Here is a 24,929-nt window from a genome sequence, read left to right as displayed (position 1 = left end):
GCTATGGCAAGGCGCGCCGGATTTCGCGGCTGATTTAGCTAAAGCTTGAATTGCCGCATTTGCAGACTTAACCAATCAATGACTTGATTTAGACAGGATTTGGACACCAGCCATGGTTAAACCGGAATGGGGCACAAAACGTATATGCCCGAAATGTGGAACACGCTTTTACGATCTGGGCAAAGAAGACCCAGCGACCTGCGTTGAATGCGGGGAAAGCTTCGTGCCGGAAGCTGTTTTGAAATCGAAGCAGCCTCTGCCGTTTGAAGCAGCGCCTAAGAAAGACGCCAAGAAAGAAGCAGATACCGTTGATGATGACGATTTGGACGTCAACATTGATGATGATGAACCGTCACCAGACAATGAAGTTGATCTGGGTGGCGACGATGATTTGGGCGTCAGCAAAGGCAAAGGTGACGACGAGCCTGACGAGACCTAATTTTTGATTTGCATTTTGGAGCGCGTCTGGATTAAACGCGCTCCTCTTGTGGGGCCTTAGCTCAGCTGGGAGAGCGCTTCGCTGGCAGCGAAGAGGTCAGGAGTTCGATCCTCCTAGGCTCCACCAGCCTCCGCTAAAGCTACGGCTGGCAGGCCAGCTCGTAGCTTTAGCGTAGGCTGTCCGCCGAAGCTCGAAGAGCGCAGGAGGACTTGTCGATGCACTTTGTTTATATCCTTCAGAGCATAGATCATCCCAATCAATATTATTCGGGTGTTACCGATGATGTTGAGAAGCGCCTGAAAGACCATAATAGTGGGAAATCGAAGCATACCGCCAAATTCAAGCCTCGGCAGATCGTATCATATCATTTTTTCAAAAATGAAAATACAGCCTTGGCTTTTGAAAAATATCTAAAAACCGGTTCAGGCCGGGCCTTTGCCAATAAGCGTTTCCGATAATTCATGCCCAATCTCCCAACCCATTATGACGCAATCATCCTGGGCGCTGGCGGCGCAGGTTTGATGTGTGCTGCCATTGCCGGGCAGCGCGGGCGGAAGATATTGCTTATCGATCATGCCGAGGAACCGGGCAAGAAAATCCTGATCTCTGGCGGCGGGCGCTGCAATTTCACCAATATCGGTACGGTGCCGGATCGCTATCTTTCGCAAAATAAGCATTTCGCGAAATCGGCCCTGAGCCGCTATTCGGCCAATGACTTTATAGCGCTGGTCGACCGCTACGGCATCGACTGGCATGAAAAGACATTGGGGCAGCTGTTTTGTGATGGCTCTGCCAAGCAGATTGTCGAGCTGTTGCTGGCGGAATGTCCGGATGACACCGTCAGCCTGTCGCTCGGCAAGGCGATTACAGACGTTAGCCATAGTGATGGTCGCTATCGGGTCGAATATGGCGGACAAACTGCCTTTGCGCCCTCTCTGGTGGTCGCCACAGGTGGTCCGTCCATCCCGAAAATGGGGGCGACGGGATTCGCTTATGATCTCGCCCGGCAGTTCGGGCTCAAAATCGTTGAGCCACGCCCTGCGCTGGTGCCACTGACGCTGGGCGGCGAAGAGACTTTGTTCCGTGAGCTCTCTGGCGTGTCCGCACCGGTGACCGCACGATGCGGGAAAACGGCCTTTCGCGAGGCGGCGCTGTTCACCCACAAAGGCTTGTCGGGTCCGGCCATTCTGCAGATTTCATCCTATTGGCAACATGGGCAATCGGTGGACATTGATTTTCTGCCCGATCTGGCGGAAGACTGGCTGGTTCAGGCGAAGAAATCATTGCCGCGACTATCCCTGAAAAAAGCGATCCATGCCCATTTGCCTGCGCGGTTGACCGAGACGCTTATCGAGCGGATTGCTCTGGAAGGGGAATTGGGCAACCTGACCGACAAGAAACTGAGCGAAGCGGCGCGCAGGCTTTCAAACTGGCGCTTCATGCCCAACGGGACAGAAGGTTTTGCCAAGGCGGAAGTCACGGCGGGCGGGATCAGTACCGCCGATCTTTCCTCCAAAAATATGGAAGCTAGGCAAGTGCCGGGTTTTTATGCTATTGGCGAAGCTGTTGACGTCACCGGCTGGCTCGGTGGGTATAATTTTCAATGGGCTTGGGCGAGTGGCCATGCTGCCGGTAAGGCAATATGATCCCCAGTGCGGACCCTTTAACTACAACATAATCTTTATAAACCGCAGGCGATTGGCATTTCCGCGCGGCTTTCACTTTTGCCACGGAATTCAAATATTATGCCTTTCTCCAAAATCTCCCCGCTTCTCGCAGAAGCGCTTACGGCGCGCGAATATGAAAAACCGACGCCGGTACAGGCCGCCGTGCTTGAGCCGGAAGCGGAAGACCGTGATCTTATCGTGTCTGCCCAGACCGGTTCCGGCAAGACCGTCGCCTTTGGTCTGGCGATGGCACCGCAATTGCTGGACGATAACGGGCGTTTCCCGTTTCTCGTCGAGCCGCTGGCCTTGGTGATCGCGCCAACGCGCGAACTCGCCCTTCAGGTTAGTCGTGAGCTGACCTGGCTCTATCAGCCTGCTGGTGCGCAGATCGCGACCTGTGTTGGTGGTATGGATGCATCGAAAGAGCGACGCACTCTGCGGCGCGGCGCACATGTCATTGTCGGCACGCCGGGCCGTCTGCGGGATCATCTCGAACGCGGAGCGCTCGACCTGAAAAAACTGCGCGCTGTGGTTTTGGATGAAGCAGATGAAATGCTCGATATGGGCTTTCGCGAAGATCTGGAGGAAATTCTTGACGCCACCGGCGAAGAACGGAGAACTCTGTTGTTCTCGGCGACCATGCCGAAATCGATCGTCGCGCTGGCCAAACGCTATCAGAATGACGCACTGCGCATTTCGACGGTCGGGGAAGATCGCGGACATGGCGATATCGCCTATCAAGCCATTACGGTCGCGCCTGCGGACACCGAAAACGCGGTGGTCAATCTGCTGCGCTTCCATGAAGCAGAATCAGCGATGCTCTTCTGTGGCACGCGCGAAGCTGTCCGTCGGTTGCACACCAGCCTCGTCGATCGCGGATTCAGCGCCGTGGCGCTTTCCGGCGAACATACCCAGAGCGAACGGAACCAGGCGATGCAGGCGCTACGCAGCAAACGCGCCCGCGTTTGTGTTGCGACCGATGTCGCGGCCCGTGGTCTGGACTTGCCGACGCTGAGTCTGGTCGTTCATGTCGAAATACCGCGTGATGCAGAGACATTGCAGCACCGCTCTGGCCGGACCGGTCGTGCCGGCAAAAAGGGTACAGCGGTAATCATCGTGCCTTATCAGCGGCGCAAACGGGTCGAATCGATGCTGCGTGGCGCGAAGATCAACGCAGAATGGAAAGACGCACCGACGCGCGCCGATATTCGCAAGAATGATGCGGAGCGCTTGATCGAGACATTGTTGAAACCGGTCGAAATTGATGATGATGATCTGGAACTGGCAAAACGCCTGATGGCGGAGAAAACGCCAGAAGAAATTGCAGCAATGTTGGTGCAATCGCACCGGGCCAAAATGCCGGCGCCGGAGCAGATGCTGGATCGCGGCGCGCAATCCCGACCCGCGCAGGGAGGGCCGCGTCCGGGCTTTGAAGATACGGTCTGGTTCAAGATGAATGTCGGCCACAATCAGCGGGCCGATGCGCGCTGGCTGTTGCCTGTACTGTGTCGCCGCGGCCACATTACCAAGAACGAGATTGGTGCGATCCGGATCAACGGTGACGATACATTGTTCGAAATCCCGCGCCGGGTTGTCGATAAGTTCACTGCTGCCGTCGCCGAGAAGCGGGAAACCGGCGGGGACGATACGGATGATATCCTGATCACCCGCTTTGAGGGCAAACCACGCGACGCCGCCAAGCGCAACCGCAAAGCCGGTCGCGGTGATAATGCCGGTGGCCAGCGTGATTATAGCAACGCCAGCAAAAAATATGGCGGCAAGAAATTTGGCAAGAATAAGAAATTTGGCGACAAGAAGTTTGGTGACAAATCAGGCGGCGGCAAGCCATATCAGAAACGCAAGACGGAAGGATCCGGCGGTTCTGAAGGCGGCGGACCAAAGCGCGATGGCGGTGGCTTCAAAAAGAAGTCTGACTATAAAGGCGATCGCAAATCTGGCTCCAAAGACAAGTTTTCAGGCGGCAATAAAAAGCCGCATCGCGGAAAACGCCCGTTTGATGGGCCGAAGTCCAGCGGGCCGAAATCCGACTGATCTGATCGATGACAGACGCCATTCAAATCCTGGTGGATGCAGATGCCTGCCCGGTGAAGGATGAAATCTATCGGGTTGCCGATCGCCATGCGGTTGCCGTGGTGATCGTCAGCAACAGCCCCTTTCGCGTGCCGGTCCATCCTCTTGTCACACGGGTGGTGGTTAGCGATGCCTTTGATGCTGCCGATGATTATATCGCAGAGCGCACCGGTCCGCATACGGTTGTGGTTACTTCGGACATATTGCTGGCGGATCGATGTGTGAAGGCAGGGGCGGCGGTGCTCGCGTCTAATGGCAAGCCTTTTACCGCAGATTCTATCGGTGCTGCTGTAGCGACGCGGGCGATCATGGCAGATTTACGCGCTGGTATGGGCAGCGAAAATATCGGCGGGCCACCGCCGTTCGGCAAAGCGGATCGCTCCCGGTTTTTGTCTTCACTGGATGAAACCTTGGTGCGACTGAAACGCCGCGGCTAGTCTATTGTTACCTGAAATGTAAGCGCAAAGGCCGTCGATGGCGCCAATGTATCCGCTGTCACCGTTATCGTTGAACCAGCAAATGAAGCGCCATAAGGGTCGCTCTCATCGCCTCCTGCGGCATTATCATCTTCGACTGTGGTCGCGGTTCCGCAGTTGTTACCGGTTCTCATCGTCCCGGGATTATAGGTGAAAGGCCCGACAAGATTGTCGGTTGCGACGATTGAATCCGCGCTTGCACCAGCACTATTGCTGATCAGGATGCAATATTGCACGATGCCACCGGGGATGCGTTTGGCGTTGGTGGTGCCGTTGATGGGATCGCTGACGATCGTGCTGATTTTGGTGACGCTCAATTCTGTTGAGGGTTGGCAGAACGTGATGTCGTGGATCGATATCGTCTGTTCGCGTGGATTGTTAGGAGTCGTTGGATCGTAGTTGTCGTGCCTGATGGTGATCGTATCCACAGGTGAAGTGAAGGTGACGATCGCATTGCCAAATGCTGCGCTATTAATGGATGCACCATCGCCTATTATGCTATTGCCGCTGACATAGTTGGCGACATTGTTGGACAATGTCGGGAACACCGTTGTGTTGTTAAATTCGCCGGTAATGGTAACCTGATCGGTGAATCGATTATTGGTGAAATCAATGTCAAATATCGTAAACTGAAGTCCGGGGACCGCCGTTGGTAATGTCAAAACCGTTTCAGAAAATTCGGCTGCACTGCTATTGTTCATGAATAAGTTGAGTGAGCGTGTGCCCGCCGGTTCGCCGCCGGTCACAGCTGTCGAGATTTGTGGCGTGCCATTTAAGAATCCGTTTGCTGGTGCCGTGACATCAAATTCTATGGTGCCGAGACCGGTGACGGTATAGTCTTCGTCAAGCGACCCGCTAGGCCAGGAGGTTGGTGCTGCCCAGCTATGTTTTACCTGATTCCCGATGGGGCAGATTGACGTTAGAGGTGGTGCATAGCCCGGTAGACGCAACGCGGCGTTAAAGCTGACCGCCGCATAGTCATCTTCGTTTGTGTTCCCGTTATTGGGCGTTGAATCAAAATCAAATGCGGATGAACTGATGATTTCCGCAACGTTGGTTATCGTACCAAATGTAGCGGTAACGATGACCGATATCTCGAGCGTATAGGTTTGTCCTGGCGCAATCGCGGTCCCGACAGTCCAGATTCCCGTGCCCGAGTCATAGGTACCGTCACCGGCCGCGGACTGGAAGAGAAGACCGGCAGGCAATGAGTCGCTGATCTGTACACCCGAAGCCGTCAGCGGGGAGGATGCCGCATTGGTTACGGATATTGTGTATATCGCCGTGTTTGACGAATCTACGCCGAAGGTCTTGGTCAGCGACAAATCGGCAAATGGCTGCGGCTCTGTGATATATAGATCTGCACCACGGAAGGACCCGGTATCAATGCCTTGTTGGTCGCAAATACTAAGCGTCCAAATTCCTGCCGATTGCTCTCCATCAAAGGCAGACAGGCTGTTTTGTGGTATTTTTGTGCTGTTATAAACGGGTGTCAACGGGTCGAAAGCTGTGTGAGTGGTAATGTTTCCGCCGGTCGCTTCATCGTCAAATCGGACGTTGAGATTATTCGCGCCGCCGCCCACAAAATCCATCAGTGTGACTGTGGTGCCTGTGGGCGACCTCAGTGTGATTTCCAAATCGCGGCGGTAGGTGTGATCCATCAATATGCCGAGATCGACATCTCCCACAACATAGCTCGGACCGCCAACCGTGATGTTGAAATCCATCGTAGTTGGGCATTGATTGTCGGGAATTGCGACCGGAGTCGCTCCGGTATAGCTATAATTTGTGACCGTCTGCGCCTCAGCTTTTCCGGCAGGAAACAGGGCAATCGAGCACAGGCACAGCAGCGCCCACACGAACGTGTGGAACGTCAATCGGCCCTGGCCCCCGATAGATTTCCCAAAAGTCATCGATTTTCTTTATCGAAAAAGGGTTGCCAACTGTTAACAAAATTGGATGATTGACCTGATTTTACAAGGTTTCTGGCCGTTTTGCGTTGCGCCCAACGGAAAAAACGAAGGTTGAACTAAATATTTAAGCGGGATTCCAGTCACCGCGACCCGCCATCCACAAGCTGATAGCCGCGATGGCTGCTGTTTCAGCGCGCAAGATCCGTGGTCCCAGCGATACCGCGACGGATTGAGGCAGAGCGCGGATCATCTCATTTTCGCTGTCCGAAAAGCCGCCTTCTGGGCCGATCAGGATCGCGGCCGGGCCGTCGTGCGCGACCAGCGCTTTGCGGAAGCTGCCTTCACCGCTTTCATATATGCGCTCATCGGCAAAGAAAAGATGCCGGTCGGCGGGCCATTGTTCCAGCATTTCCGCCAATTTTATCAGAGGGTCCAGCGTCGGCAGAGCGGTGCGTTCGCATTGCTCTGCCGCCTCGATCATATGGGCGCGCAGTTTCTCTGTTTTGATACCTTGACCTTGCGTGCGTTCGGTTTGCACCGGAACGATCTTGGCGATGCCCAGCTCGGTGGATTTTTCGGCGATCCAGTTGAAGCGGTCCTTCTTGATCGGTGCCGCGCAAAGCCAGAGGTCAGGCACGGTTTCCCGATCCTTTGTTTTTCCGTCCACTATCAATAGCAAATCACGTTTGCCTTGTGCGGTGACATGGGCAAGATATTCGCCGGTGCGATCATCAAATAGTTTTATTGGGTCCCCCTGCTTGATCCGCATGACTTTGAGCAGATAATGGGCATGGCTTCCATCCAACCGGATTTCTGCGCCGTCAGAAAGTTCTGCATCAACAAAAAGACGCGGGGCGCTGTGTGGCGGATAGGCGGGTGTGGCTGGCATAAGATACGGATATAACCGTTCGTCCTGAGCTTGTCGAAGGGCGATTTTCGCATATTGTCACATGGGCTTCGACAGGCTCTGCCCGAACGGATATAGTGATTTCATGACCGAACAAATCGTCCCCGATTCCGAACATAAAGGCATCATCGGCCTGCTACCATCCGCAGCCCGGCCCTATGCCTTGCTGGCTCGCTTTGATCGGCCGATTGGCTGGTGGTTGCTATTTTGGCCCTGCGCTTGGGGTGTTGCGCTTGCAGGCGGTGCTGTTCAGCGCTGGGACCTGATAATCTGGCTCTTGCTCGGTTCGATCGCGATGCGCGGGGCAGGGTGCGTTTATAATGATATCGTCGACCGCGACCTCGATCGTCAGGTGGAGCGGACTCGCTCTCGACCTTTGGCTAGCGGCGTCACGTCGTTGAAAGCGGCGTGGATATGGCTGGCGCTATTGTGCCTGATCGGTCTGCTGGTCTGGTTCCAGATTAACGGCACTGCCAAGCTGGTGGCGCTGGGTAGCCTCGCCTTGGTTGCGGCCTATCCCTTCATGAAACGTATCACCTGGTGGCCGCAAGCGTGGCTGGGATTGGTATTCAGCTGGGGCGCGCTGGTCGGATGGTTGGCGATTGAACCGCAATTCCATTGGGCTATGGGGCTGCTCTACCTCGGCTCGATCTTCTGGGTGATCGGATATGACACGATCTATGCGCTGCAGGATCGGGAAGATGACGCCTTGGTCGGAATACGCTCCAGCGCGTTGCGCCTGGGCACGAATGTGCGCTTTGGTGTCTTGGTCTTTTATCTGGTCGCGCTTGCCAGCTGGGCAGGGGCATTCTGGATGCTACGCCCCCAATGGCTGGCTCTGGTCGCGCTTGTTCCGGTCGGACTGCATCTGTTGTGGCAGATGACCACGTTGAAAAGCGGTGATGGCGATGATGCGCTGAACAAGTTTCGTTCGAACCGCTTTGCTGGTTTCCTGATGTTTCTTGCCTGCTTGGTTGTCGGACAAACGGCATAGTTCAAAGAGAAATATAGCAGCGAGAGAAATTGCATTGCGCTTTGCAACCCTTGCGGGTTATGGAACTTAACTGCACAGTTAATTCCAATTGATATCTCCCGGAGACATGTTCATGAAAAAACGCCGCCTGGGTAAAAGCCCTATCTATGTGTCCGAAATTTGCATGGGAACGATGACCTTTGGCAGCAGCGCTGATGAAGCCATGTCGCATCGGATCATGGATGAATCGGTAGAGGCCGGAATTAATTTCTTCGACACCGCGGAAAACTACCCCGTACCACCCAAGCCGGAATGGGCAGGGGAGACCGAGAAGATTGTCGGTCGCTGGATGAAGGGCAAGGATCGCGACAGCCTGATCATCGCCACCAAGGTTTCCGGCCCCAGCCACGGTTGGATTGCCTCGGCGCAGCGGGCGGGCATGACCGCAATGGACCGCCACAACATTGTGAAGGCACTGGACGACAGTCTGAAGCGTCTGCAGACCGATTATATCGATCTTTATCAGACCCATTGGCCTGATCATGGCACCGCCTATGACGAGACGATGGAAGTGCTCGACGAGGAAATTCGCAAGGGCAAAATCCGCACCATTGGTTGTTCCAACGAAACCAGCTGGGGCCTGATGAAATCGCTCGAAGCTTCGGAGCGGCTGGGTGTGACCCGCTATTGCACCATCCAGAATAATTTCAGCATGAACAACCGCCGGTTCGAGGATGAACTGGCGCAAGTATGCCGCGAAGAAGGGGTCAGCCTGATTCCCTATTCACCGCTTGCCGGCGGGGCGCTGTCGGGCAAATATAATGATGGTGCGACGCCAAAAGGCGCCCGTTTCTCTGCTTATCTGGGCCTTGGTGGACGGCAGAAGAAAATGGCGGAGCGGTTCGTCAATCCCAAGTCGGAGGAATCGACCAAACGCTATATGGCTATTGCCGAAGAACTCGGCGTTGCGCCGGTGACGCTAGCGACTGCCTGGTCGAAACAGCATGATTTTGTCGCTTCCACCATTGTTGGCGCCACGCACACAGACCAACTGCCGGAAATATTTGCCGCCGCCGATCTGGAGCTGAGCCCCGAGATGATGAAGCGGATTTACAAGATCAGCCGGGAAATCATGTACCCGATGGGTTGATCGAAGAGGAAGTACAGATGAACAGATTTCTGCAACATACGGGTGCGAAATATCCGATCGTGCAGGCCCCGATGGGCTGGATTGCGCGGTCACAGCTCGCTTCTGCGGTCTGTAACGCTGGCGGGCTTGGCATCATCGAGACAAGCTCGGGCGAGACCGAAAATTGCATGGCCGAGATCCAGAAGATGAAAGATCTGACCGATGCGCCCTTTGGCGTCAATCTGCCGATCATGTTCCTGAAAGACCCCGCGATCCTGACCCGCGTATGCGAATCCGGTGTGAAATTCGTCACTACTTCGGCGGGCAGCCCGCGCAAATTTGTCGGGCCGCTGCAAGAGGCGGGCATTGTCGTCTACCACGCGGTACCGACCGTCGCGGCGGCAATGGGTTGTGTCGAAGCGGGTGTTGATGGTTTGGTCGTCGAGGGCGCCGAAGGCGGTGGTTTCAAAAATCCAGAGGAAGTGTCGACACTGGTGCTGTTGCAGGCAATCCGGCGACAGACCAATATCCCGATGGTTGCAGCTGGCGGCATCGCCGACGGCAAGGGCATGGCTGCGGCTTTCGCGCTGGGCGCGGAGGCGGTCCAGATGGGCACCCGCTTCGTGTCGAGCGCGGAAAGCCCCGTGCATCATAATTACAAGCAGGCGATACTGGATGCCAAGGAAACCGGCACCTATGTGCTGAACAAGAAAGCCTCGCCCTGCATCCGCGCGCTGAAGACCGAACGGACGACGAAAATCCACGAAGACGGTTTGATGCCGGCGGATACGTTCAAAGGCATCATGGACGTCTATTTCGGCGGCGATATGGAGGCATCCGTTGGCCTGGCCGGGCAATCTTCCGGTTTGATTGACGAGGTGAAAACTGCCAAACAGATTATCGATGAAACGGTGAATGAATTTTTCGAAATCACCGAACGAATGGGCGCGCTAAATGCCGCAAAGAGTTTCTAAAAACACACCAAGAAAGAGGATATTCCTATGAGTCAATTTCCCGATGCAAAGCAATTGTTCACGACTGTTACCGAAGACGGAAAATCGATATTATCGATTGAACCCTATGCCGTTCCGGACCTGAAAGAGCATGAAGTCGTCGTGCAAATGGAAGCCGTGCCGATCAATCCATCCGATCTCGGACTACTGACCGCCGCCGCCAATATGGACAGCGTGCGCAGCGAAACGGTTGATGGTCATCCTGCGCTGGTTGCGGATGTTGAACCTGCGATGCAGCCGTTCTTCAAAGGGCGTGCCGGCAAGAAGCTGGCGGCTGGTAATGAAGGCGCCGGTACGGTGGTCGCAGCCGGTTCTTCCGACGCAGCACAAGCCTTGATGGGCAAGACCGTCACCATCGTTGGTGGCGAGATGTACCGTACCCATCGGGTGATGCCTGCGGCCATGTGTGTACCGCTTCCTGAAGGCGCTGCGGCCAAGGAAGGTGCTTCGTTGTTCGTCAATCCAATGACCGCACAGGGCTTTCTCAACACTATGCGGGCCGAAGGTCACGAAGGTCTGGTCCACACCGCTGCGGCATCGAATCTTGGTCAAATGCTAGCCAAGCTTTGCCTTAAGGAAGGCGTGCCATTGGTCGCCATCGTGCGGAATGACGCGCAGAAGAAAATCCTCACCGACATCGGTCTGACCCATGTGATTGACAGCAGCAAAAATGATTTCATGGAGCAGCTGATCGCGGCTCTGGCAGAAACTGGCGCGACATTGGGCTTTGACGCCATTGGCGGCGGCAAGATGGCCAGCTATATCTTGACCGCAATGGAAAAAGCCGCAGCAGTGCGCGGCGCTGAATTCAGCGTCTATGGCTCGACCGTCAACAAACAGGTCTATATCTATGGTCGTCTCGACACCGCTGAAACCATCCTTGGTGGCGGTCTCGGCCTCTATTGGGGCGTTGGCGGCTGGTTGCTGACCCCGCATCTTGAGAAAGTCGGCATGGAGCGGATGATCGAAATGCGCATGTACACCGTCGCAGAGCGCAACGGCATATTTAACAGCGAATATAGCAGCGAGATCAGCTTGCTGGACATGATCAATCCGGACATCGCCAAAGGCTATGACAAGAAAGCCACGGGCGAAAAAGTGTTGGTTAATCCTTCGATGTAAGGCGGGTTTATGTTCCGAACATGGTTGTCACGAGAATGGAAGGCACTAGCTGCAGTATCCATTTTCGTGGCATTCATCACCTATGGATATATACTGCGAGAACAGGGGGCCTTAGGATCCTTTGCTCCAACTGAAGTTACAATCATTAGTTTTGGGCCCGCCGCTCGCAGTATATCAAATGCTGATAGAATCACCGTAAACGTGAAGACAGTCGATGGTGTAATAACGCGAGCAAATGTCCAAATGTCGTTGATACGTGATTGTCGTGTTGGTGACACTTTAGACGCCGAAACTAATGGGCGAGCAGTAAGATTATACCCACAGTCCTGCAAAAGATAATGTGACGTTACACCCCTCTCTTTATCAAGGGAGAAGGGGGCATCATCCAAATAGCATCGCAATGCGTGATGTGATCAGCCTCAAAAACAGCCGTAAACCAAATGTGCGATAGCTTGGCGCATCATCGGGCAGGGGCAGGTCCGAATTCCGAAATTGTGTCTGGGTCCGCATTTCAACCGTGGGAATATCTCCGGTAAAACGCCTGGCATAAGATGACGTCCAATGCCCTTTCGAAAATTTCAGAAACATCGCCGTGTTGCAGCAGGATGCTACCATGCGCCGGGTCGGCGCGTCGGGTGAATGTTGGTACGCTTGCAGCAGATCGCCGCCTTCGATGCAGCGAAACCGATCGTCTCGATAGGTTAGATAGTGAGTGCCGCCGTCTTTTTCGGTGACCTTTGGCGCGCTATCCAGCGCCTCCAGCAGCTTAGCTCCCGCCTGACAGTCATCACAGTAACAGACACCGCTCAGGATCGGCTGGCCGATGCCCTGACAGCGCACTTTGCCGCATTGGCAGGTGGAGATCAGGATATCATCGGCCATAGCATTTTCTAGCGCGCAAACGGGTTGGTGTCACCCATAGCTCACCACCTCCCACTCTATTCCGTTCCAGTCGAAGAAATAGAAGCGTCGGCCTGGTTCATAGTCGCCATGATTGAAGGGCTCGAGTCCTGCTGCGATGACTTTCGCCTCCACCGCATCCAGATCATCGACCGTTATGCCGATATGGTTCAAGGGTTCACCCTTGTTGAACGTGGGATCAGCGGTACGGACATCCGGGTTGGTGTAGAGTGCGATATAGCAATCATCCGTCCCGATGTGGATCGTGTGGCCACCCAATATTGATGGCCCCTCCCACCGGATATGCCAGCCAAAAAGATCGCGCAGCAGAGCGGCGCTCCTTTGCGGGTCGCTGACCGTTATGTTGACGTGTTCCAGTTTTGCGTTGTTCATTTTTCATGTCCTTTCTCCGTAGTTGATTGGTCGATCCGCCACGGCGGGAAGCGGCGATTGTTGCCGCCGTAAAACAAGCAGAGGGGATTGCCCGCCGGGTCGCGAAGCCGCGCCTCGCGCCAGCCCCAGCTTTGGTCTGTCGGCTCTGTCTCGAAGGTGATGCCCTCGTTTTTCAGTCGCGCGACGGTTGCGTCGAGATCGTCGCATTCGAAGTAGATCATGGTCGTTTGCGTTCCGATCTTGTCCATTAAGTCTAGAGAAAATGTCTCGCCTGTTGGCGTCTCGAAACGTGCATAATGGGGAGGGGAGTCGACGATCTGGGTCAGACCGAACTGGCGGTAAAAGGCCACCGATTGGTTATAATCGACACATCCCACGGTGACTTGATTGAGTTTCATTCTTTGTGTTCCTTACAATATTGACTTCGGTTCATTGGAAGGATTGGAAGCATGTTTGCCGTCTCGCGATCGGCTCCCGGAGCCTGCCAAATCTCCATGCTTGCGATTCGTACAACCTCAAGTTAAGTTGAGATCAAGCTATAATTTTCTTTACCCGTTGCGCAGCAATGGAGGGGTGAGATGTTGGAGATGAATATGCCCGAAACCAAAGCACTGACCATCGGCGCGCTTGCCAGTCGTACCGGACTCTCGGTCTCTGCCATTCGCTTCTATGAAGAAAAGGGGTTGGTCGAACCCTTCCGCTCTGCTGGTGGTCAGCGGCGATTCCTACGGTCGGATATTCGTCGTCTGAGCTTCGTCCTGATCGCGCAGCAGCTGGGGTTGAGCATCGGCGAGATTGAAGGCCTGCTTGTCAGGCTACCCCATGGCCGAACCCCGACACAGGCCGACTGGACCCGGATCAGCAAAGCAATGCGCAAAGTGATCGACGCCCGGATCGCGGAGTTGGAACGCACACGAGACCGGTTGGACGGCTGTATCGGTTGCGGCTGTCTTAGCCTGAAGAAATGCGCGCTCTATAATCCAGAGGACCGGGCCGGATTGAAGGGGCCGGGGCCAAGGCTGGTCCTGGAGGATTGAGCTTCAGCTGATCTGACGGGAGCGAGTCTCTCGGCTGTTGAACAACAGGAAAAAGCCGGTGAACGTGGGGCCCAGAATCGCGCCACCCGCTGCCAATATATAGCCGTGACCGACATCAAGATATTGCGGCGGAATAACGTCCAGAGCATACCAAAGCGCATGCATCCACAGGAGCATGACCGGAGCGAAGGCGAAGTTGGCGGCAAAGACCATCACTTCGTGCCATAGATGCTCTCGTCCCCGATGTTGGAACAGAAGAGCGATCAGGGGAAAGGCGATCATGGATATGCCGGACACCAAATAAAATCCGCCGCCCGACGTTACCGCCATGCTTGGTTCGCCCAGCTGCAGTCCCCAATAGATTTGGAAAACACCTGCCAATATCGAGCTGTTATAAAAAGCTTTGCGCGCGCGTGCCGATTTCTCATCGCGGATCATCAGCCAAACACCGGATATCATTGCTGTGCAGAGCGCGGCGGTGAAGATGATGTTTTGCAAGGTTTTGCCATCAAATAGTGCCAAGTCGGCGGCCAATGTACTGGCAGGCACGATGCTGCTGGCTACCGACCAGCTGCCCAGTCCCGGAAAGATCAGATATTGTGCCACCGCGGTGATCACGCCCATTGCCGTCAAGACCGTGACGGCGGTGGCAAGCGGGCGGCTGGGCGGCTTGATTGCTATAGGCTTGGATCTGACCGGTGATGCGGCCCGGTTCCACGCGAAAATCAGATATCCAACCAGCAGGCTTTGCCAAAAGGTCAGGATATTGACCAGATTGTTGACCTCTCCGTGGGTCAGGTGCGGGTAGATCGATCCGAATATGATCCAGTCCAAACGCTGTATCGGCGCATTGATAAATGCGACAAATGTGTAGAGTTGAAAGCCGAAATGGAGCGCAAAATTGCGTTTCTTGATGAAGTAGATCGCTAGTGTCTGCGTGACCAGGGTGCTGACCACCAGGAACCACAGCTGAATGTAGAATGTGAAGCCCTGAAACGTATTTTCAACGCCCGTATGCAGCAGATGATAGATGCTGGCGAAGATCATCGTATAAGTCGCCAATATATAGGTTCCGCCAATGGCGCGATGGGCTTTGCGATAGCTCTTGCGGAAGCCGGGCCAGAACTGGAATATCCCTAGGATGATACAGGCCCCGCCCAGAAACATATGCAGGCTCAGGACGGATTTCTGCGGATCGGTCATCGATGCATAATAGCGGGTCGGGTCGGTTGTCCCGTTGGAACCAAAGCCGAAATAGGTGCCGGTTATGCCGGCCATGAAGTTGTTCCAATAGGGATAGGCCTGTTGAGCCTCTTCCGCGATGTCCGCATAGGGGACGCCCGCGTTCCCCTTGGCCTCTACATTGTCATATATGGCGACATAGCTCTCGTCATAGCTTGATGGCAGCGTGTGTTTGCCAGCTTCCATTGCCATGAACGCGTAAAATGCGATGCCGAGAGCGAAGACGATCCAGATCAGGTTCAAGCCCAGAGCCGACGGCTGTGATTGTATTTTCATCGCTTACTCCGGATTGGTTTGCCCCACTTCCATTCTCGTATATAGGCTTGATGTTGCAAAAACAACATTAAGTTGTAACTGCAACATTATCGGCTAGTCTCTTGTTTCCTCCGACCAAAGCGGATAGCAAAAATCATGGCGTCTCCACCGGAAGATATATTGCCCTCGACGATGTTCCTGTCGGACGTTGAAGACGAGAAAACGGGTGAGCTGATGCAGACGATCAGCCTTTCGCGCAGTCCCTTGGCCTTGCTGTCCTTTGCAGCAAACCGTTTCACCGGCGCCGCCTCTGCCTATTTTCAGGAGCAGAATGATCTTGGGTCCGTGGATTGGCGCATGCTGTTCATGCTCGCCCAACAGCCCGGTATCACGGCGGCGCGCGCGTCCGAGACCATCGTTGTAGACAAAGGCTCGGTCAGCCGCTGCTTGCACAGGCTTGCCAAGAATGATCTGGCCTATGCGGGCGAATTGCACGCCAACGGGCGAAGCCGGGGATGGTATCTGACCGATTCCGGTCGCAAAATGCACGACAAGATATTGCATGTCGCTCTGGAAAAGCAGCAGCAGCTGTTGCAGGGATTTGCACCGGCAGAGGTCGATCAGCTGTGCACGCTTATTCAGCGCTTCTTGGAAAATCTCGAAGCGGTTGAATCCGAGCCGGACGACGGGTTCTGATTTTCAAAGTCTGGGGCGTTGCTACAGGCCATCCAGATCAACCGCCATTTGCGAGCGCCGAAATCCTTTGCCGGTCAGCAGGCGCTTGAAGTCGGCGAGATTGTCAAAATGCTGCAGCTGGCGATGATAATAATTTATATATTCGGCCAATGCCAAAGTGGATGCCACGGTTGCGGTGATCCGGTCGTTCAATCCGGCGCTTAAGTCGGGTTTGATCCACAGCATGATCGTATAGACGAGCGCCGCTATGGTTAGTGCCAATGCAAAGGGGCGCAACCGCCGAATGGTTTTTAGCAATGGCAATGGATCATGACGAGGTTTTGTCAGTTGCAGATATTTGGAGCGCCAATAAGAGGCGCCAATTACCAGCAGCATGATCATCGGAACCATTGTCGCATAGCTGGCCGGGCCAAGCTGACCTTCGCTCAAATAGAACATGACCACAGGAATCATGACGGCGGTGCCAGCTTCCATTTTCCAATAAGAAGCTAAACGTTCGACGATACGTTGTTTGGGGCTAAGCTTTTTGGTCATTCGGCCGCCAGCAATTCTTCGGCAGCATCGAGGTCAACCGATACCAATTGGCTGATGCCCCGCTCGATCATCGTCACACCGAACAGGCGGTGCATCCGGCTCATCGTCACAGCATTATGAGTCACGATCAGATAGCGGGTGTTGGTTTCGGCGACCATCTTGTCGAGCAGGTCGCAGAAACGTTCAATATTGGCGTCATCCAGCGGTGCGTCGACTTCATCGAGTACACAAATTGGCGCCGGATTGGTTAAAAATAGACCAAAAATAAGTGCCACAGCGGTTAAAGCTTGCTCGCCGCCCGATAGCAGGGTGAGCGAGGTCAGCTTCTTGCCCGGCGGTTGTGCCATGATCTCGAGGCCCGCTTCCAGTGGATCGTCGCTGTTGATCATTTCCAGATGGGCTTTACCGCCGTCGAACAGGGTTGAGAAAAGCCGTTGGAAATGTTGGTCAACTTCTTCGAACGCGGCCAGCAGGCGCTGACGGCCTTCGCGGTTGAGGCTTCCGATCGAACCACGCAATTGATGGATTGCCTCGTTTAGATCCTGACTCTCCTTGGTCGATGTTTCCCACTCGCTCTCGAGCTCTTCCAGCTCGTCCGCAGCCACCAGATTGACCGGCCCGATGCGTTCGCGGCTAAGCGAGAGGCGTTCCAGTTCAGTGGACTCTAGCGCGGCATCACCGACCGTATCTTCATCAAACTCCAGTTTCTTCGGCAATACGGGTGCGGGACATTCAAATTTTTCCGCGGAAATCCGGCCCATTTCCATCCGGCGCAAATCCTGATTCTCGGCGCGGGCCTTGGCCCCTGCGCGCAATTCCCGCGCTTGGCTGAGCATTTCACTTGCTTGATTCAAGCGATCCTCATGATCGCGTTGGGCCAGCTCGGCAGTCTGCAGTGCGGCATCTTTCTTGGCGACATTGGCGTTTAGCGCGTCCTGCTGTTCCGTCAGCTTGGTGACTTCCACTTCGATCACCCGTGGACGATCTGCCAGTTTCTCAACTTCCGCTTCGATCAATGCGCCGCGTTTGGCCATTTCCTTCATGCGGGCCTCGGCTTCGCCTGATCGATCCTGCCATGAACGGATTTGTGCGCTGGCGACAGCTTTCTGTTCCTTCACCTGCGCCAGCTTCTGATCAATCGAGGATAGTGCTGCTTGCGAAGACATGACCTGTCCGCGCGCCGCATCTCGTTGATCCTGTAGGGCGGCCCGCGCATGTTCCTGTTCTGCGCCGTCGGGCTGGCTGCTGCGGTCCTTTTGCGCTGCTTCCAATTCAGCAAGAGCCGTCGCATTTTCTGCCTTCAATGCCGCGTCCCGTTCGGCCAGGCTGGCGGTGCGTTTCTGTAACCAGGCTAGCGCTTCTTCCGCCTGATCGGCTTCGCGCAGCGCGTGCCGTAATGTTTCTTCGGCCTCGCGCCTCGCGTTGCGCGTCTCACCAAGCTGCGTCTCGATTGCATTGATGTCTTCGCGCTGTTTGACCAGCGCAGATTCTGCTGTCTCAACCTTATTCTGGGCCGGGACCAGCATATCCTGCAATTCGTGCAGTCGATTGGCCCGGACCAGTCGTTCGGCACTGGCATTGCCGTCGTCGCGGGCGACAAAACCGTCCCAACGGCGCAGCGCGCCTGACTTGGTGACCAATCGCTGACCGGGCGCTAGCGCTTGTCCGTCATCGCTATCGGCGACAAAAATCTGTGACAGGCGATTGTGCAATTCTGCGGGGGCGTGAACCTGATCGAGCAATATCTCGGTTCCTGCCGGTGCTTTACCGGAAGTGCTTCCGTTGCCACCACCCCAGAAACGATCACCGTCTTCGCCAATGGAGGCGAGCAGGTCATCGCCTAGTGCCGCCGCTAATGCGCGTTCATAGCCTGCAGCCGGTTTAACCTGATCAATTGCCTTATGCGCACTTTCGGCCTTGGACAATTCGCGGTCGAGTGCATCATGTTCGGATGTGAGACCCGCCAGTTCCGCTTTTAGTGCGGCGAGTTCGGACTGCGCCGCATCGCGGGCCGCAGTGGCGTCTATTCGCTGTTCTTCTAGCGCGGCAATTTTTCCGCCGCTGCCATCGGCTGCTGCCTGGGCGGCTTCCCGTGTCGCTACCGCATCGGCAAGTGCTGTTTGAAGCACAGCTTCATCGCCCATTTCGGCGCGTTCGGCATTGAGCCGGTCGAGCTCGACCGCCAACCGGTCCTGGCGCGCTTGCGCAGCATCAACGGCGGCATTGGCGACTTTTATCTCTGCTTGAATCCGCGCTTCTTCGGCCACCGCTTTGGCCAGTTCAACTTCGGCTTCGCTAGCGGCGCGTTCGGATTGTTCCGCAGCGCGCTCAAGATCGGGTCGTTCCTTGGCCAGATCGGATAGTTCGTCGGTGAGACGCTGTTCGTCTTGCTCCAGACGTGCCAGCGCTTCCATGGCATCGCGGGTCAGCTGGTCTTCCCGCGCATTATCATCATGGATGCGCTGCGCCTGTGCTTGCAGATCGAGCAAGCGGGATTTCAGATTGTCGCGTTCGTTGGTCAGGGTCAGCAGACGATGGCTGGAATCGCTGGCTTCTTCTCGCGCCCGCTGGACTTCGGCGCGCAGGACACCAAGTGCTTTGGCGCTTTCATTCTGCGCAGCTACAGCGGCTTGCTGTTCATTCTGTGCGGCGTTGACTTTCGCTTCGGCGGCTTCCGCTTCGGCTTTGGCGGCATCGGATGCAGCCGCCGCTTCTTTCCAGCGCGCATAGATTAGCCGCCCTTCGACAAGCGTGATTTGCCCGCTTAGTTTTTTATAGCGCTCCGCCTGTTTGGCTTGCCGCCTTAAATTGGCGGCGCGCTGTTCCATATCGCCCAATATGTCGTCGAGACGGGCAAGATTCTTTTCTGCTGCGCGCAATTTCTGCTCGGCGTCTTTACGTCGGACGTGGAGACCGGAAATGCCTGCCGCTTCCTCCAGCATTTCTCGCCGTGCTTCGGGCTTGGAGGAAATGATGTTGGATATCTTGCCTTGGCTAACTAGGGCAGGGCTGTGCGCGCCGGTGGCGGCATCGGCGAAGATGAGCGCAATATCCTTGGCCCGGACATCGGTGCCATTGGCGCGATAGGCGGAACCGGCTCCGCGTTCGATCCGTCGGACGATTTCCAGTTCGCTGTCATTGTCGCCGACATGTAGTGAAGACACGTCGTCGGTTTCCCGCTCGGCGGTCAGAGAGACTTCGGCAAACTGCCGCTCGGGCCGATCCTGAGTGCCGGCGAAGATCACATCTTCCATGCCAGCGCCACGCATCGATTTGGGAGAGTTTTCGCCCATCACCCAGCGGATGGCTTCGAGCAGATTGGATTTTCCGCACCCATTGGGGCCGACCACACCGGTCAGCCCTTTCTCGATGCGCAGCTCTGCCGGGTCGACAAAGCTTTTAAAGCCCGAAAGTCTGAGCTTCTTTATTTGCATGAAATGCTATTCATGCGGTTTATATTCGTCACCAAATTCAAATCGCTCCCCCCATTGCGATTGGTCCAGCGCCTATCTTGCGCCAGCTGCCTTCAGCTTCGCTTCAATTGCCATCCAGTTGGTGCCGTCAATCTTTTGCCCATTTAGCAGGAATGTTGGCGTTCCTTGGATGTCGAACTCTTCCGCGCCTTTTTGGGTGTCATTCATCAGCGTTTCAGCAACATTTGTATCCGCAAGACAAGCCTTGGCCTGATCTTCGGAAATACCGCGTTGTTGGAAAAAGCTGATCAACCCAAGCTGCTCGGCAAGGCGGACAAAGCGGGTTTCAGGACTGGATTGCAATATGTTGCTATAGGTTGCTTCGCCCATGCCCTGCGCTTTTTCAAACATCGTGCCTTGGTAGCTCAAAGCTTGTTCGGTCAGTGGAAAGAACGGACCTTCGCCGCCGCAACGAGAAAGAATAGCGGCCGAGAGGTCGAGCGGATCGCGAACGAAATTCCGGATTTCGAAACTTACCCGGCCGCTATTAACATAATTGTCGCGCAGTGGCACGAAGGCCTGCTCGCCGAAATCTTTACAGACGGAACAAGTGATCGACATATATTCAACCAGCTTGAGTGGCGCATCGGGATTGCCCATCACAATGCCACCGGCTTCGGTTTTGGAAACGGTATCGGACCATTTTTGTCCAGCAGGCGCTTCAACGGCTTCGACAGTGTCCGAGGCGCTTGCGCCGGCTTCGCCTTCTGACGCTTCGCCACAAGCGGTCAACGCCAGAGCAAAAGCCAAGGGAGCAATATAGTTGAATGTGCGCATAGTCTGTTCCTGTTTCCTGAAATATTCGAATGTTATTGTGGCAATGCCGTTATTTTGGGCTGTAACGCCGTCCAGTTATGGACATGTTCGAGCGGCTTGTCGGCCAGTGTAAAGCTTGGCGTGCCCGTGAGTTTGAGCGTCTCAGCGGCATATTTTGTCATCGCCAATATCTTGTCCTGTTCGTTCTTATCGGACAGGCAGGCGGTGATCTGGGTCGGGTTGAAACCTCGTTTCTCCATCAAAGTGTCGAGGCCGGCGGCCTTGGCAATTTTCTTAAGTCGCTGCGGTACGGTGCCTTCGTTCAGCGTCTTCATCACTTCCGGAGATGTGGCTTGAAATGTCGCGAGCCATTCCGGTTGCTGCGACAGTATCGCCCGGTGATTTCCAAAAAATTTCGTGCGTCCGCCACAGCGAGCAAGCATCGCAGCCGTCAGATCAATCGGGTTGAGAACAAGGTTCCGGACCTCGAAGCTGATATGGCCTTTGTTGATAAAATTTGCGGTGAGCGGGCCATGTGATTCTTTTTCGAACGCTGCGCAATGGCTGCAGGTGTAGCTCATATATTCGACCAGCTTGTGCGTGGCGAGGGGGTTGCCCATGACATGGCCGCTCATGGCGGAATGGGTTACCCGCGTCGCTTGGGCGGTTTCTTGGGCGGTGGCTGGTGCGAACATCACGGTCGTTGTCACCAATGCCGAAGCAATAAACGCGCTTCCAAATTTCATGCCTGATCCTTCTTCTTGTCACCGCCACCGATCTTGCCGATGATCTTTATACTCGATTGGCTATCGTTTTTAGGGTCCGCTTCCGCCTTTGCAACTGCCGATGCGAGTGATTCCAATACCCGGTTCAATTCCGCGTCGCCGATATCGCGCAGATTCTCACCCAGTTCGATGGGCGCGGGTTTGAGTGACGCGGGCAGGGCGACCCTTTTTTCCTTATCTTTCTTAGGCGTTACAGTGCCTTGCCTGAATCGGATATGACTGATGGCACCATAGCCAAAAAAGCGATTTACCCTCTCGATTATATCCGGAGCGATATGCTGCATCAGCGTCGCATAAGCGCCGGAAACCATCAGATGTAATGTTCCACCCTCTTTTTCACCACGCGGGAAGCGGATCGATTCGGGTAGTGAAACCGCCGCATAGCGTTCGCCGACAATCTCGGGCCACCGGCTGACGACAGAGCTTTGGATGAAGCCATAGCGGCGAAAGGCAGCGCGGCCGATTTCGGGGACCAGATCCGAGATGCTTTTCGCCGGACCGCCGCGGGGGCGTTGATATTTCTGATATTTTTTGACGCTGACTTTCTTTGGGGCTTTTTTCGGAGATTTTTTGGACAAAGCCTTGCCCACTCCGGCTGTTTTAGCCTTTTCGTCTCCAATATTGCCAATTTTCTTCGCCATTATGGTCTTTTATGGCATGGCGCGGCCATGGCCGTCGATAGCTTCCCCGCCAAAGCACGTAAAATTTCTACCAATATCGGTGCACATTATGTGGATAACGCGCGAAAACTGCCGTGGCGATCGCCGCCGGGTGGCGATTTGCCGGATCCCTATCACGTTTGGCTATCCGAAATTATGCTGCAACAGACCACGGTTGGCGCGGTTAAAAGCTATTTCGAGAAGTTCACTGATCGATGGCCGACTGTGCAGGATCTGGCGACTGCCGAAGAAGCAGATGTGCTCGCGGCATGGGCAGGGCTCGGCTATTATGCCCGGGCACGAAACCTCCATAAATGTGCAGTTTATGTCACTGAAAAACTAGATGGAATCTTTCCTCAGAAAGAGTCTGAACTACTGAAGCTTCCCGGCGTGGGGGCCTATACTGCGGCGGCCATTGCCGCGATTGCCTTTGGTGAACGGGCGGTGGTGGTGGATGCCAATATCGAGCGGCTGGTAGCGCGTTTATTTGTGATTGATACCCCGCTTCCGAAGGGGAAGGCCGATATCCGTAGGGCGATGGATGCTATCACTCCGCGGCGCGGTGCCGGCGACTTTGCGCAGGCCTGCATGGATATGGGTGCCACTATTTGCACATCCAAAAATCCGAAATGCGACATCTGTCCGGTGCAAAAGCAATGCGCGGCTCATGCGGCTGGTAATATGGAATATTATCCCGTCAAGCCGCCGAAAAAGGCCAAGCCCGTTCGCCGGGCCCGGTTTTTTTGGATCGAGCAGCAGGGCAAAATATTGTTATCAACTCGGCCATCGAAAGGAATGCTCGCCGGAATGCGAGGTTTGCCGGATGATGGCTGGGCGGCGGGCAATGACGGTCATATGAAGCCGCCGATCGCTGGCGAGTGGCTGGTGCACGACAATATTGTTCAGCACAGCTTCACCCATTTTTCGCTCGAGGTGGATTTGGCAGTTTATCAAGAGCAAAAAATCGTTACTAACAAGGATGATAATATCTGGTGGGCGCTAGATGATATAGCAGAGGCTGGATTGCCGACACTTTTCGTCAAAGCGGTAAAATGGAAACTGAAGGAAGAAAAATGACTATCGAAAAACGCGGAATAGCAATGCCTGAGCCTTCATTCTCACGACGTTCGGTGCTCGGCGGTATCGGTGTCGGCGCTTTTCTTGCGGGCATGCCCGGCATTGCCTTGGCCAAGGAAATGGGCACCAGTTTTCCGGGACTGACCAAGATTATGAATGACTATGTCGCAGAAAAGAAAGTCGCCGGCATGCAGGCGGTGATCGGCTTTGGTCAGGCAGCACCGCAGGTGATTAGCGCCGGCACGCTAGCGTTGGGTGGCGATAAGCTGGTGGACAGCAATACGCTATGGCGCTTGTATTCGCAGACCAAGCCAGTCACCGGCATGGCGACGATGATGTTGATCGAAGACGGATTGATCTCGCTTGATCAGCCGCTGTCGGATATTTTCCCAGAATTTGCGGATATGCAGGTGCTCTTGGATCCGGAAGGCGCGATAGACAATGTCGAGCCAGCCAAACTCCCTATCACGATCCGTCAGTTGCTGACCCATACCGCAGGGCTGGGCTATACGATCATATCAAAAGGTCCGATCCAAAAGGCTTATTTGGCCGCTGGACTTTCCACTGGTCGTGCAAGCCGTTCTCCGCTTCCCGGGTTCGATCGGGGCACGCCGACTCCTGACATCATGACCTTCATGAAGCGTCTCTCGGAACTGCCTTTGGTCTATCAACCCGGCACACAGTGGAGCTATTCCATTTGCCATGACGTTTTGAGCGCTGTGATTGAGAAAGTGTCGGGGAAGCCTCTCGATGAGTTCCTTCAGGCGCGGATGTTCGGACCGCTGGGCATGAGCAATATCGGCTATCATGTACCTGCTGATCAGGCGCATAATCTTGCCGATAATTATGCGCCATTTGCGGGATCTTTGATTCCGATTGACCCTGGCGCGACCAGCATTTTCCTTGATGAACCACCTTTTGCTTTTGGCGCTACGGGACTGGTCGGAACGGCCAGCGACTATGACAGGTTCCTGCAAATGTTGCTCGGCTTTGGTACGGTTGACGGTGTTCAGGTGATGAAGCCGGAGACCGCGAAGCTTGGCATGTCCAACTTGCTGCCCGAGACTGCGAATACCAAAGGCACTTGGATCGCCAATCACGGTTTCGGCGCCGGTGGACGTTCCGGTCTTGGTACTGCGGCGAGCCCGACCGGTACGTTCGGTTGGGGCGGCGCAGCAGGCACATCGGCATTTGTCGATACCGTGCGCGGTTTCCGTGCAGGCGGCTATACGCAATATTTCCCGTCGAACCGCTATCCCTTCCAGTCGGATTTTCCGAAATATGTCTATGCAGACTTGACCGGAGAGGCGGAAGTGGGCGCTGGCAACACCAGCCCGTGAGCCGGGTTCGGGCCTTCTCCATTCGGGAGATGGCCGGAAACGGAAATGTGAC

General features: G+C 55.0%; 24 protein-coding genes and 1 tRNA gene. 14 read left to right on the top strand and 11 right to left on the bottom strand.

Features of this window, described 5'->3' with window-relative positions; translation table 11 throughout:
* Positions 1 to 112: 112 nt before the first annotated feature.
* The 6 genes from ABJG22_RS13710 to ABJG22_RS13685 all read left to right on the top strand — a co-directional run bounded on the left by ABJG22_RS13710 (position 113) and on the right by ABJG22_RS13685 (position 4,634).
* Positions 113 to 439, top strand: a complete 327-nt coding sequence (locus tag ABJG22_RS13710; protein WP_348020826.1) for a TIGR02300 family protein — start codon at positions 113 to 115, stop codon at positions 437 to 439.
* 50 nt (positions 440 to 489) lie between these two features.
* Positions 490 to 565: transfer RNA gene (locus tag ABJG22_RS13705), tRNA-Ala, on the top strand.
* A gap of 89 nt (positions 566 to 654) precedes the next feature.
* On the top strand, positions 655 to 897 hold the full coding sequence (locus ABJG22_RS13700) for a GIY-YIG nuclease family protein (protein ID WP_348020825.1): 243 nt from the start codon (positions 655 to 657) through the stop codon (positions 895 to 897).
* A gap of 3 nt (positions 898 to 900) precedes the next feature.
* Positions 901 to 2,085, top strand: a complete 1,185-nt coding sequence (locus tag ABJG22_RS13695; RefSeq protein ID WP_348020824.1) for an NAD(P)/FAD-dependent oxidoreductase — start codon at positions 901 to 903, stop codon at positions 2,083 to 2,085.
* Between the two features lie 99 nt (positions 2,086 to 2,184).
* A complete protein-coding gene (locus ABJG22_RS13690) occupies positions 2,185 to 4,158 on the top strand; it encodes a DEAD/DEAH box helicase (RefSeq protein WP_348020823.1) in 1,974 nt (657 codons plus the stop codon).
* 20 nt (positions 4,159 to 4,178) lie between these two features.
* Entirely contained in the window at positions 4,179 to 4,634 is a 456-nt protein-coding gene (locus ABJG22_RS13685) for a YaiI/YqxD family protein (RefSeq protein ID WP_348020930.1), read from the top strand.
* On the opposite strand, the gene ABJG22_RS13680 is transcribed toward ABJG22_RS13685, so the two are convergent.
* Together ABJG22_RS13680 and ABJG22_RS13675 are read right to left on the bottom strand one after the other, a co-directional pair.
* Positions 4,631 to 6,586: a proprotein convertase P-domain-containing protein gene (locus ABJG22_RS13680; protein WP_348020822.1), complete on the bottom strand. Its 1,956-nt coding sequence runs from the start codon at positions 6,584 to 6,586 to the stop codon at positions 4,631 to 4,633. The genes ABJG22_RS13685 and ABJG22_RS13680 overlap by 4 nt on opposite strands.
* A 124-nt stretch (positions 6,587 to 6,710) precedes the next feature.
* Positions 6,711 to 7,475 carry a 16S rRNA (uracil(1498)-N(3))-methyltransferase gene (locus ABJG22_RS13675; protein ID WP_348020821.1) on the bottom strand — a complete coding sequence of 255 codons (765 nt, stop codon included), beginning with the start codon at positions 7,473 to 7,475 and terminating at the stop codon, positions 6,711 to 6,713.
* 103 nt (positions 7,476 to 7,578) lie between these two features.
* Between ABJG22_RS13675 and ubiA the strand changes: the two genes are divergently transcribed.
* From ubiA to ABJG22_RS13655, 4 genes are all read left to right on the top strand, one after another.
* Complete coding sequence (gene ubiA / locus ABJG22_RS13670) at positions 7,579 to 8,487, top strand: 4-hydroxybenzoate octaprenyltransferase (protein WP_348020820.1); 909 nt, start codon at positions 7,579 to 7,581, stop codon at positions 8,485 to 8,487.
* Between the two features lie 112 nt (positions 8,488 to 8,599).
* Positions 8,600 to 9,616: an aldo/keto reductase gene (locus ABJG22_RS13665; RefSeq protein ID WP_348020819.1), complete on the top strand. Its 1,017-nt coding sequence runs from the start codon at positions 8,600 to 8,602 to the stop codon at positions 9,614 to 9,616.
* 17 nt (positions 9,617 to 9,633) lie between these two features.
* Entirely contained in the window at positions 9,634 to 10,569 is a 936-nt protein-coding gene (locus tag ABJG22_RS13660) for a nitronate monooxygenase family protein (protein ID WP_348020818.1), read from the top strand.
* Positions 10,570 to 10,596: 27 nt separating this feature from the next.
* A complete protein-coding gene (locus ABJG22_RS13655) occupies positions 10,597 to 11,730 on the top strand; it encodes an NADH oxidase (RefSeq protein WP_348020817.1) in 1,134 nt (377 codons plus the stop codon).
* A gap of 381 nt (positions 11,731 to 12,111) precedes the next feature.
* Here the strand turns inward: ABJG22_RS13655 and ABJG22_RS13650 are convergent, their stop codons facing one another.
* Genes ABJG22_RS13650 through ABJG22_RS13640 form a run of 3 tightly spaced genes read right to left on the bottom strand, consistent with a single transcriptional unit; the run spans position 12,112 to position 13,421 of the window.
* Positions 12,112 to 12,612, bottom strand: coding sequence for a hypothetical protein (locus tag ABJG22_RS13650; RefSeq protein ID WP_348020816.1), 501 nt, complete (start codon positions 12,610 to 12,612; stop codon positions 12,112 to 12,114).
* A gap of 30 nt (positions 12,613 to 12,642) precedes the next feature.
* A complete protein-coding gene (locus ABJG22_RS13645) occupies positions 12,643 to 13,023 on the bottom strand; it encodes a VOC family protein (RefSeq protein ID WP_348020815.1) in 381 nt (126 codons plus the stop codon).
* Entirely contained in the window at positions 13,020 to 13,421 is a 402-nt protein-coding gene (locus ABJG22_RS13640; RefSeq protein ID WP_348020814.1) for a VOC family protein, read from the bottom strand. The genes ABJG22_RS13645 and ABJG22_RS13640 overlap by 4 nt, the downstream gene beginning before the upstream one ends.
* 195 nt (positions 13,422 to 13,616) lie before the next feature.
* On the opposite strand from ABJG22_RS13640, the gene soxR reads away from it, so the two are divergent.
* Positions 13,617 to 14,060 (top strand): redox-sensitive transcriptional activator SoxR, encoded by a 444-nt coding sequence (gene soxR / locus ABJG22_RS13635; protein WP_348020813.1) that lies wholly within the window; start codon positions 13,617 to 13,619, stop codon positions 14,058 to 14,060.
* A gap of 3 nt (positions 14,061 to 14,063) precedes the next feature.
* Here the strand turns inward: soxR and ABJG22_RS13630 are convergent, their stop codons facing one another.
* Positions 14,064 to 15,578 (bottom strand): DUF2306 domain-containing protein, encoded by a 1,515-nt coding sequence (locus ABJG22_RS13630; RefSeq protein ID WP_348020812.1) that lies wholly within the window; start codon positions 15,576 to 15,578, stop codon positions 14,064 to 14,066.
* Between the two features lie 135 nt (positions 15,579 to 15,713).
* Here ABJG22_RS13630 and ABJG22_RS13625 point away from each other — a divergent pair, with 135 nt between their 5' ends.
* The gene (locus ABJG22_RS13625) at positions 15,714 to 16,253 is read left to right on the top strand and encodes a MarR family transcriptional regulator (protein WP_348020811.1); all 540 of its coding nucleotides are present in this window, start codon (positions 15,714 to 15,716) and stop codon (positions 16,251 to 16,253) included.
* A gap of 21 nt (positions 16,254 to 16,274) precedes the next feature.
* Here ABJG22_RS13625 and ABJG22_RS13620 read toward each other — a convergent pair whose 3' ends face one another.
* The 5 genes from ABJG22_RS13620 to ABJG22_RS13600 all read right to left on the bottom strand — a co-directional run bounded on the left by ABJG22_RS13620 (position 16,275) and on the right by ABJG22_RS13600 (position 22,442).
* Positions 16,275 to 16,787: a hypothetical protein gene (locus tag ABJG22_RS13620; RefSeq protein ID WP_348020810.1), complete on the bottom strand. Its 513-nt coding sequence runs from the start codon at positions 16,785 to 16,787 to the stop codon at positions 16,275 to 16,277.
* Entirely contained in the window at positions 16,784 to 20,221 is a 3,438-nt protein-coding gene (locus ABJG22_RS13615; RefSeq protein WP_348020809.1) for an AAA family ATPase, read from the bottom strand. Before ABJG22_RS13615 ends, ABJG22_RS13620 begins: the two co-directional genes overlap by 4 nt.
* Positions 20,222 to 20,293: 72 nt before the next feature.
* The gene (locus tag ABJG22_RS13610) at positions 20,294 to 21,037 is read right to left on the bottom strand and encodes a thioredoxin domain-containing protein (protein ID WP_348020808.1); all 744 of its coding nucleotides are present in this window, start codon (positions 21,035 to 21,037) and stop codon (positions 20,294 to 20,296) included.
* Positions 21,038 to 21,069: 32 nt separating this feature from the next.
* Entirely contained in the window at positions 21,070 to 21,762 is a 693-nt protein-coding gene (locus tag ABJG22_RS13605; RefSeq protein ID WP_348020807.1) for a thioredoxin domain-containing protein, read from the bottom strand.
* Complete coding sequence (locus ABJG22_RS13600) at positions 21,759 to 22,442, bottom strand: DUF721 domain-containing protein (protein WP_348020806.1); 684 nt, start codon at positions 22,440 to 22,442, stop codon at positions 21,759 to 21,761. The genes ABJG22_RS13605 and ABJG22_RS13600 overlap by 4 nt, the downstream gene beginning before the upstream one ends.
* Positions 22,443 to 22,469: 27 nt before the next feature.
* Between ABJG22_RS13600 and ABJG22_RS13595 the strand changes: the two genes are divergently transcribed.
* Together ABJG22_RS13595 and ABJG22_RS13590 are read left to right on the top strand one after the other, a co-directional pair.
* Positions 22,470 to 23,537 carry an A/G-specific adenine glycosylase gene (locus ABJG22_RS13595; protein WP_348020805.1) on the top strand — a complete coding sequence of 356 codons (1,068 nt, stop codon included), beginning with the start codon at positions 22,470 to 22,472 and terminating at the stop codon, positions 23,535 to 23,537.
* Positions 23,534 to 24,877: a serine hydrolase domain-containing protein gene (locus ABJG22_RS13590; RefSeq protein ID WP_348020804.1), complete on the top strand. Its 1,344-nt coding sequence runs from the start codon at positions 23,534 to 23,536 to the stop codon at positions 24,875 to 24,877. Before ABJG22_RS13595 ends, ABJG22_RS13590 begins: the two co-directional genes overlap by 4 nt.
* Positions 24,878 to 24,929 lie beyond the last annotated feature (52 nt).

The sequence above is a fragment of the Parasphingorhabdus sp. genome (assembly GCF_039939955.1).
Lineage (GTDB): Bacteria > Pseudomonadota > Alphaproteobacteria > Sphingomonadales > Sphingomonadaceae > Parasphingorhabdus.
The sequence above is the reverse complement of the archived record's forward strand: the minus strand, read 5'-3'. Positions and strand labels throughout refer to the sequence as shown.

Excerpts from the sequence above, each read along its gene's own strand:
- soxR (WP_348020813.1), top strand. The coding sequence starts at position 13,617 with ATGCCCGAAACCAAAGCACTGACCATCGGCGCGCTTGCCAGTCGTACC.
- ABJG22_RS13630 (WP_348020812.1), bottom strand. The coding sequence starts at position 15,578 with ATGAAAATACAATCACAGCCGTCGGCTCTGGGCTTGAACCTGATCTGG.
- ABJG22_RS13615 (WP_348020809.1), bottom strand. The coding sequence starts at position 20,221 with ATGCAAATAAAGAAGCTCAGACTTTCGGGCTTTAAAAGCTTTGTCGAC.
- ABJG22_RS13595 (WP_348020805.1), top strand. The coding sequence starts at position 22,470 with ATGGCCGTCGATAGCTTCCCCGCCAAAGCACGTAAAATTTCTACCAAT.
- ABJG22_RS13650 (WP_348020816.1), bottom strand. The coding sequence starts at position 12,612 with ATGGCCGATGATATCCTGATCTCCACCTGCCAATGCGGCAAAGTGCGC.
- ABJG22_RS13690 (WP_348020823.1), top strand. The coding sequence starts at position 2,185 with ATGCCTTTCTCCAAAATCTCCCCGCTTCTCGCAGAAGCGCTTACGGCG.
- ABJG22_RS13700 (WP_348020825.1), top strand. The coding sequence starts at position 655 with ATGCACTTTGTTTATATCCTTCAGAGCATAGATCATCCCAATCAATAT.
- ubiA (WP_348020820.1), top strand. The coding sequence starts at position 7,579 with ATGACCGAACAAATCGTCCCCGATTCCGAACATAAAGGCATCATCGGC.
- ABJG22_RS13655 (WP_348020817.1), top strand. The coding sequence starts at position 10,597 with ATGAGTCAATTTCCCGATGCAAAGCAATTGTTCACGACTGTTACCGAA.
- ABJG22_RS13610 (WP_348020808.1), bottom strand. The coding sequence starts at position 21,037 with ATGCGCACATTCAACTATATTGCTCCCTTGGCTTTTGCTCTGGCGTTG.
- ABJG22_RS13625 (WP_348020811.1), top strand. The coding sequence starts at position 15,714 with ATGGCGTCTCCACCGGAAGATATATTGCCCTCGACGATGTTCCTGTCG.
- ABJG22_RS13640 (WP_348020814.1), bottom strand. The coding sequence starts at position 13,421 with ATGAAACTCAATCAAGTCACCGTGGGATGTGTCGATTATAACCAATCG.
- ABJG22_RS13680 (WP_348020822.1), bottom strand. The coding sequence starts at position 6,586 with ATGACTTTTGGGAAATCTATCGGGGGCCAGGGCCGATTGACGTTCCAC.
- ABJG22_RS13620 (WP_348020810.1), bottom strand. The coding sequence starts at position 16,787 with ATGACCAAAAAGCTTAGCCCCAAACAACGTATCGTCGAACGTTTAGCT.
- ABJG22_RS13710 (WP_348020826.1), top strand. The coding sequence starts at position 113 with ATGGTTAAACCGGAATGGGGCACAAAACGTATATGCCCGAAATGTGGA.
- ABJG22_RS13605 (WP_348020807.1), bottom strand. The coding sequence starts at position 21,762 with ATGAAATTTGGAAGCGCGTTTATTGCTTCGGCATTGGTGACAACGACC.
- ABJG22_RS13600 (WP_348020806.1), bottom strand. The coding sequence starts at position 22,442 with ATGGCGAAGAAAATTGGCAATATTGGAGACGAAAAGGCTAAAACAGCC.
- ABJG22_RS13590 (WP_348020804.1), top strand. The coding sequence starts at position 23,534 with ATGACTATCGAAAAACGCGGAATAGCAATGCCTGAGCCTTCATTCTCA.
- ABJG22_RS13695 (WP_348020824.1), top strand. The coding sequence starts at position 901 with ATGCCCAATCTCCCAACCCATTATGACGCAATCATCCTGGGCGCTGGC.
- ABJG22_RS13675 (WP_348020821.1), bottom strand. The coding sequence starts at position 7,475 with ATGCCAGCCACACCCGCCTATCCGCCACACAGCGCCCCGCGTCTTTTT.
- ABJG22_RS13645 (WP_348020815.1), bottom strand. The coding sequence starts at position 13,023 with ATGAACAACGCAAAACTGGAACACGTCAACATAACGGTCAGCGACCCG.
- ABJG22_RS13660 (WP_348020818.1), top strand. The coding sequence starts at position 9,634 with ATGAACAGATTTCTGCAACATACGGGTGCGAAATATCCGATCGTGCAG.
- ABJG22_RS13665 (WP_348020819.1), top strand. The coding sequence starts at position 8,600 with ATGAAAAAACGCCGCCTGGGTAAAAGCCCTATCTATGTGTCCGAAATT.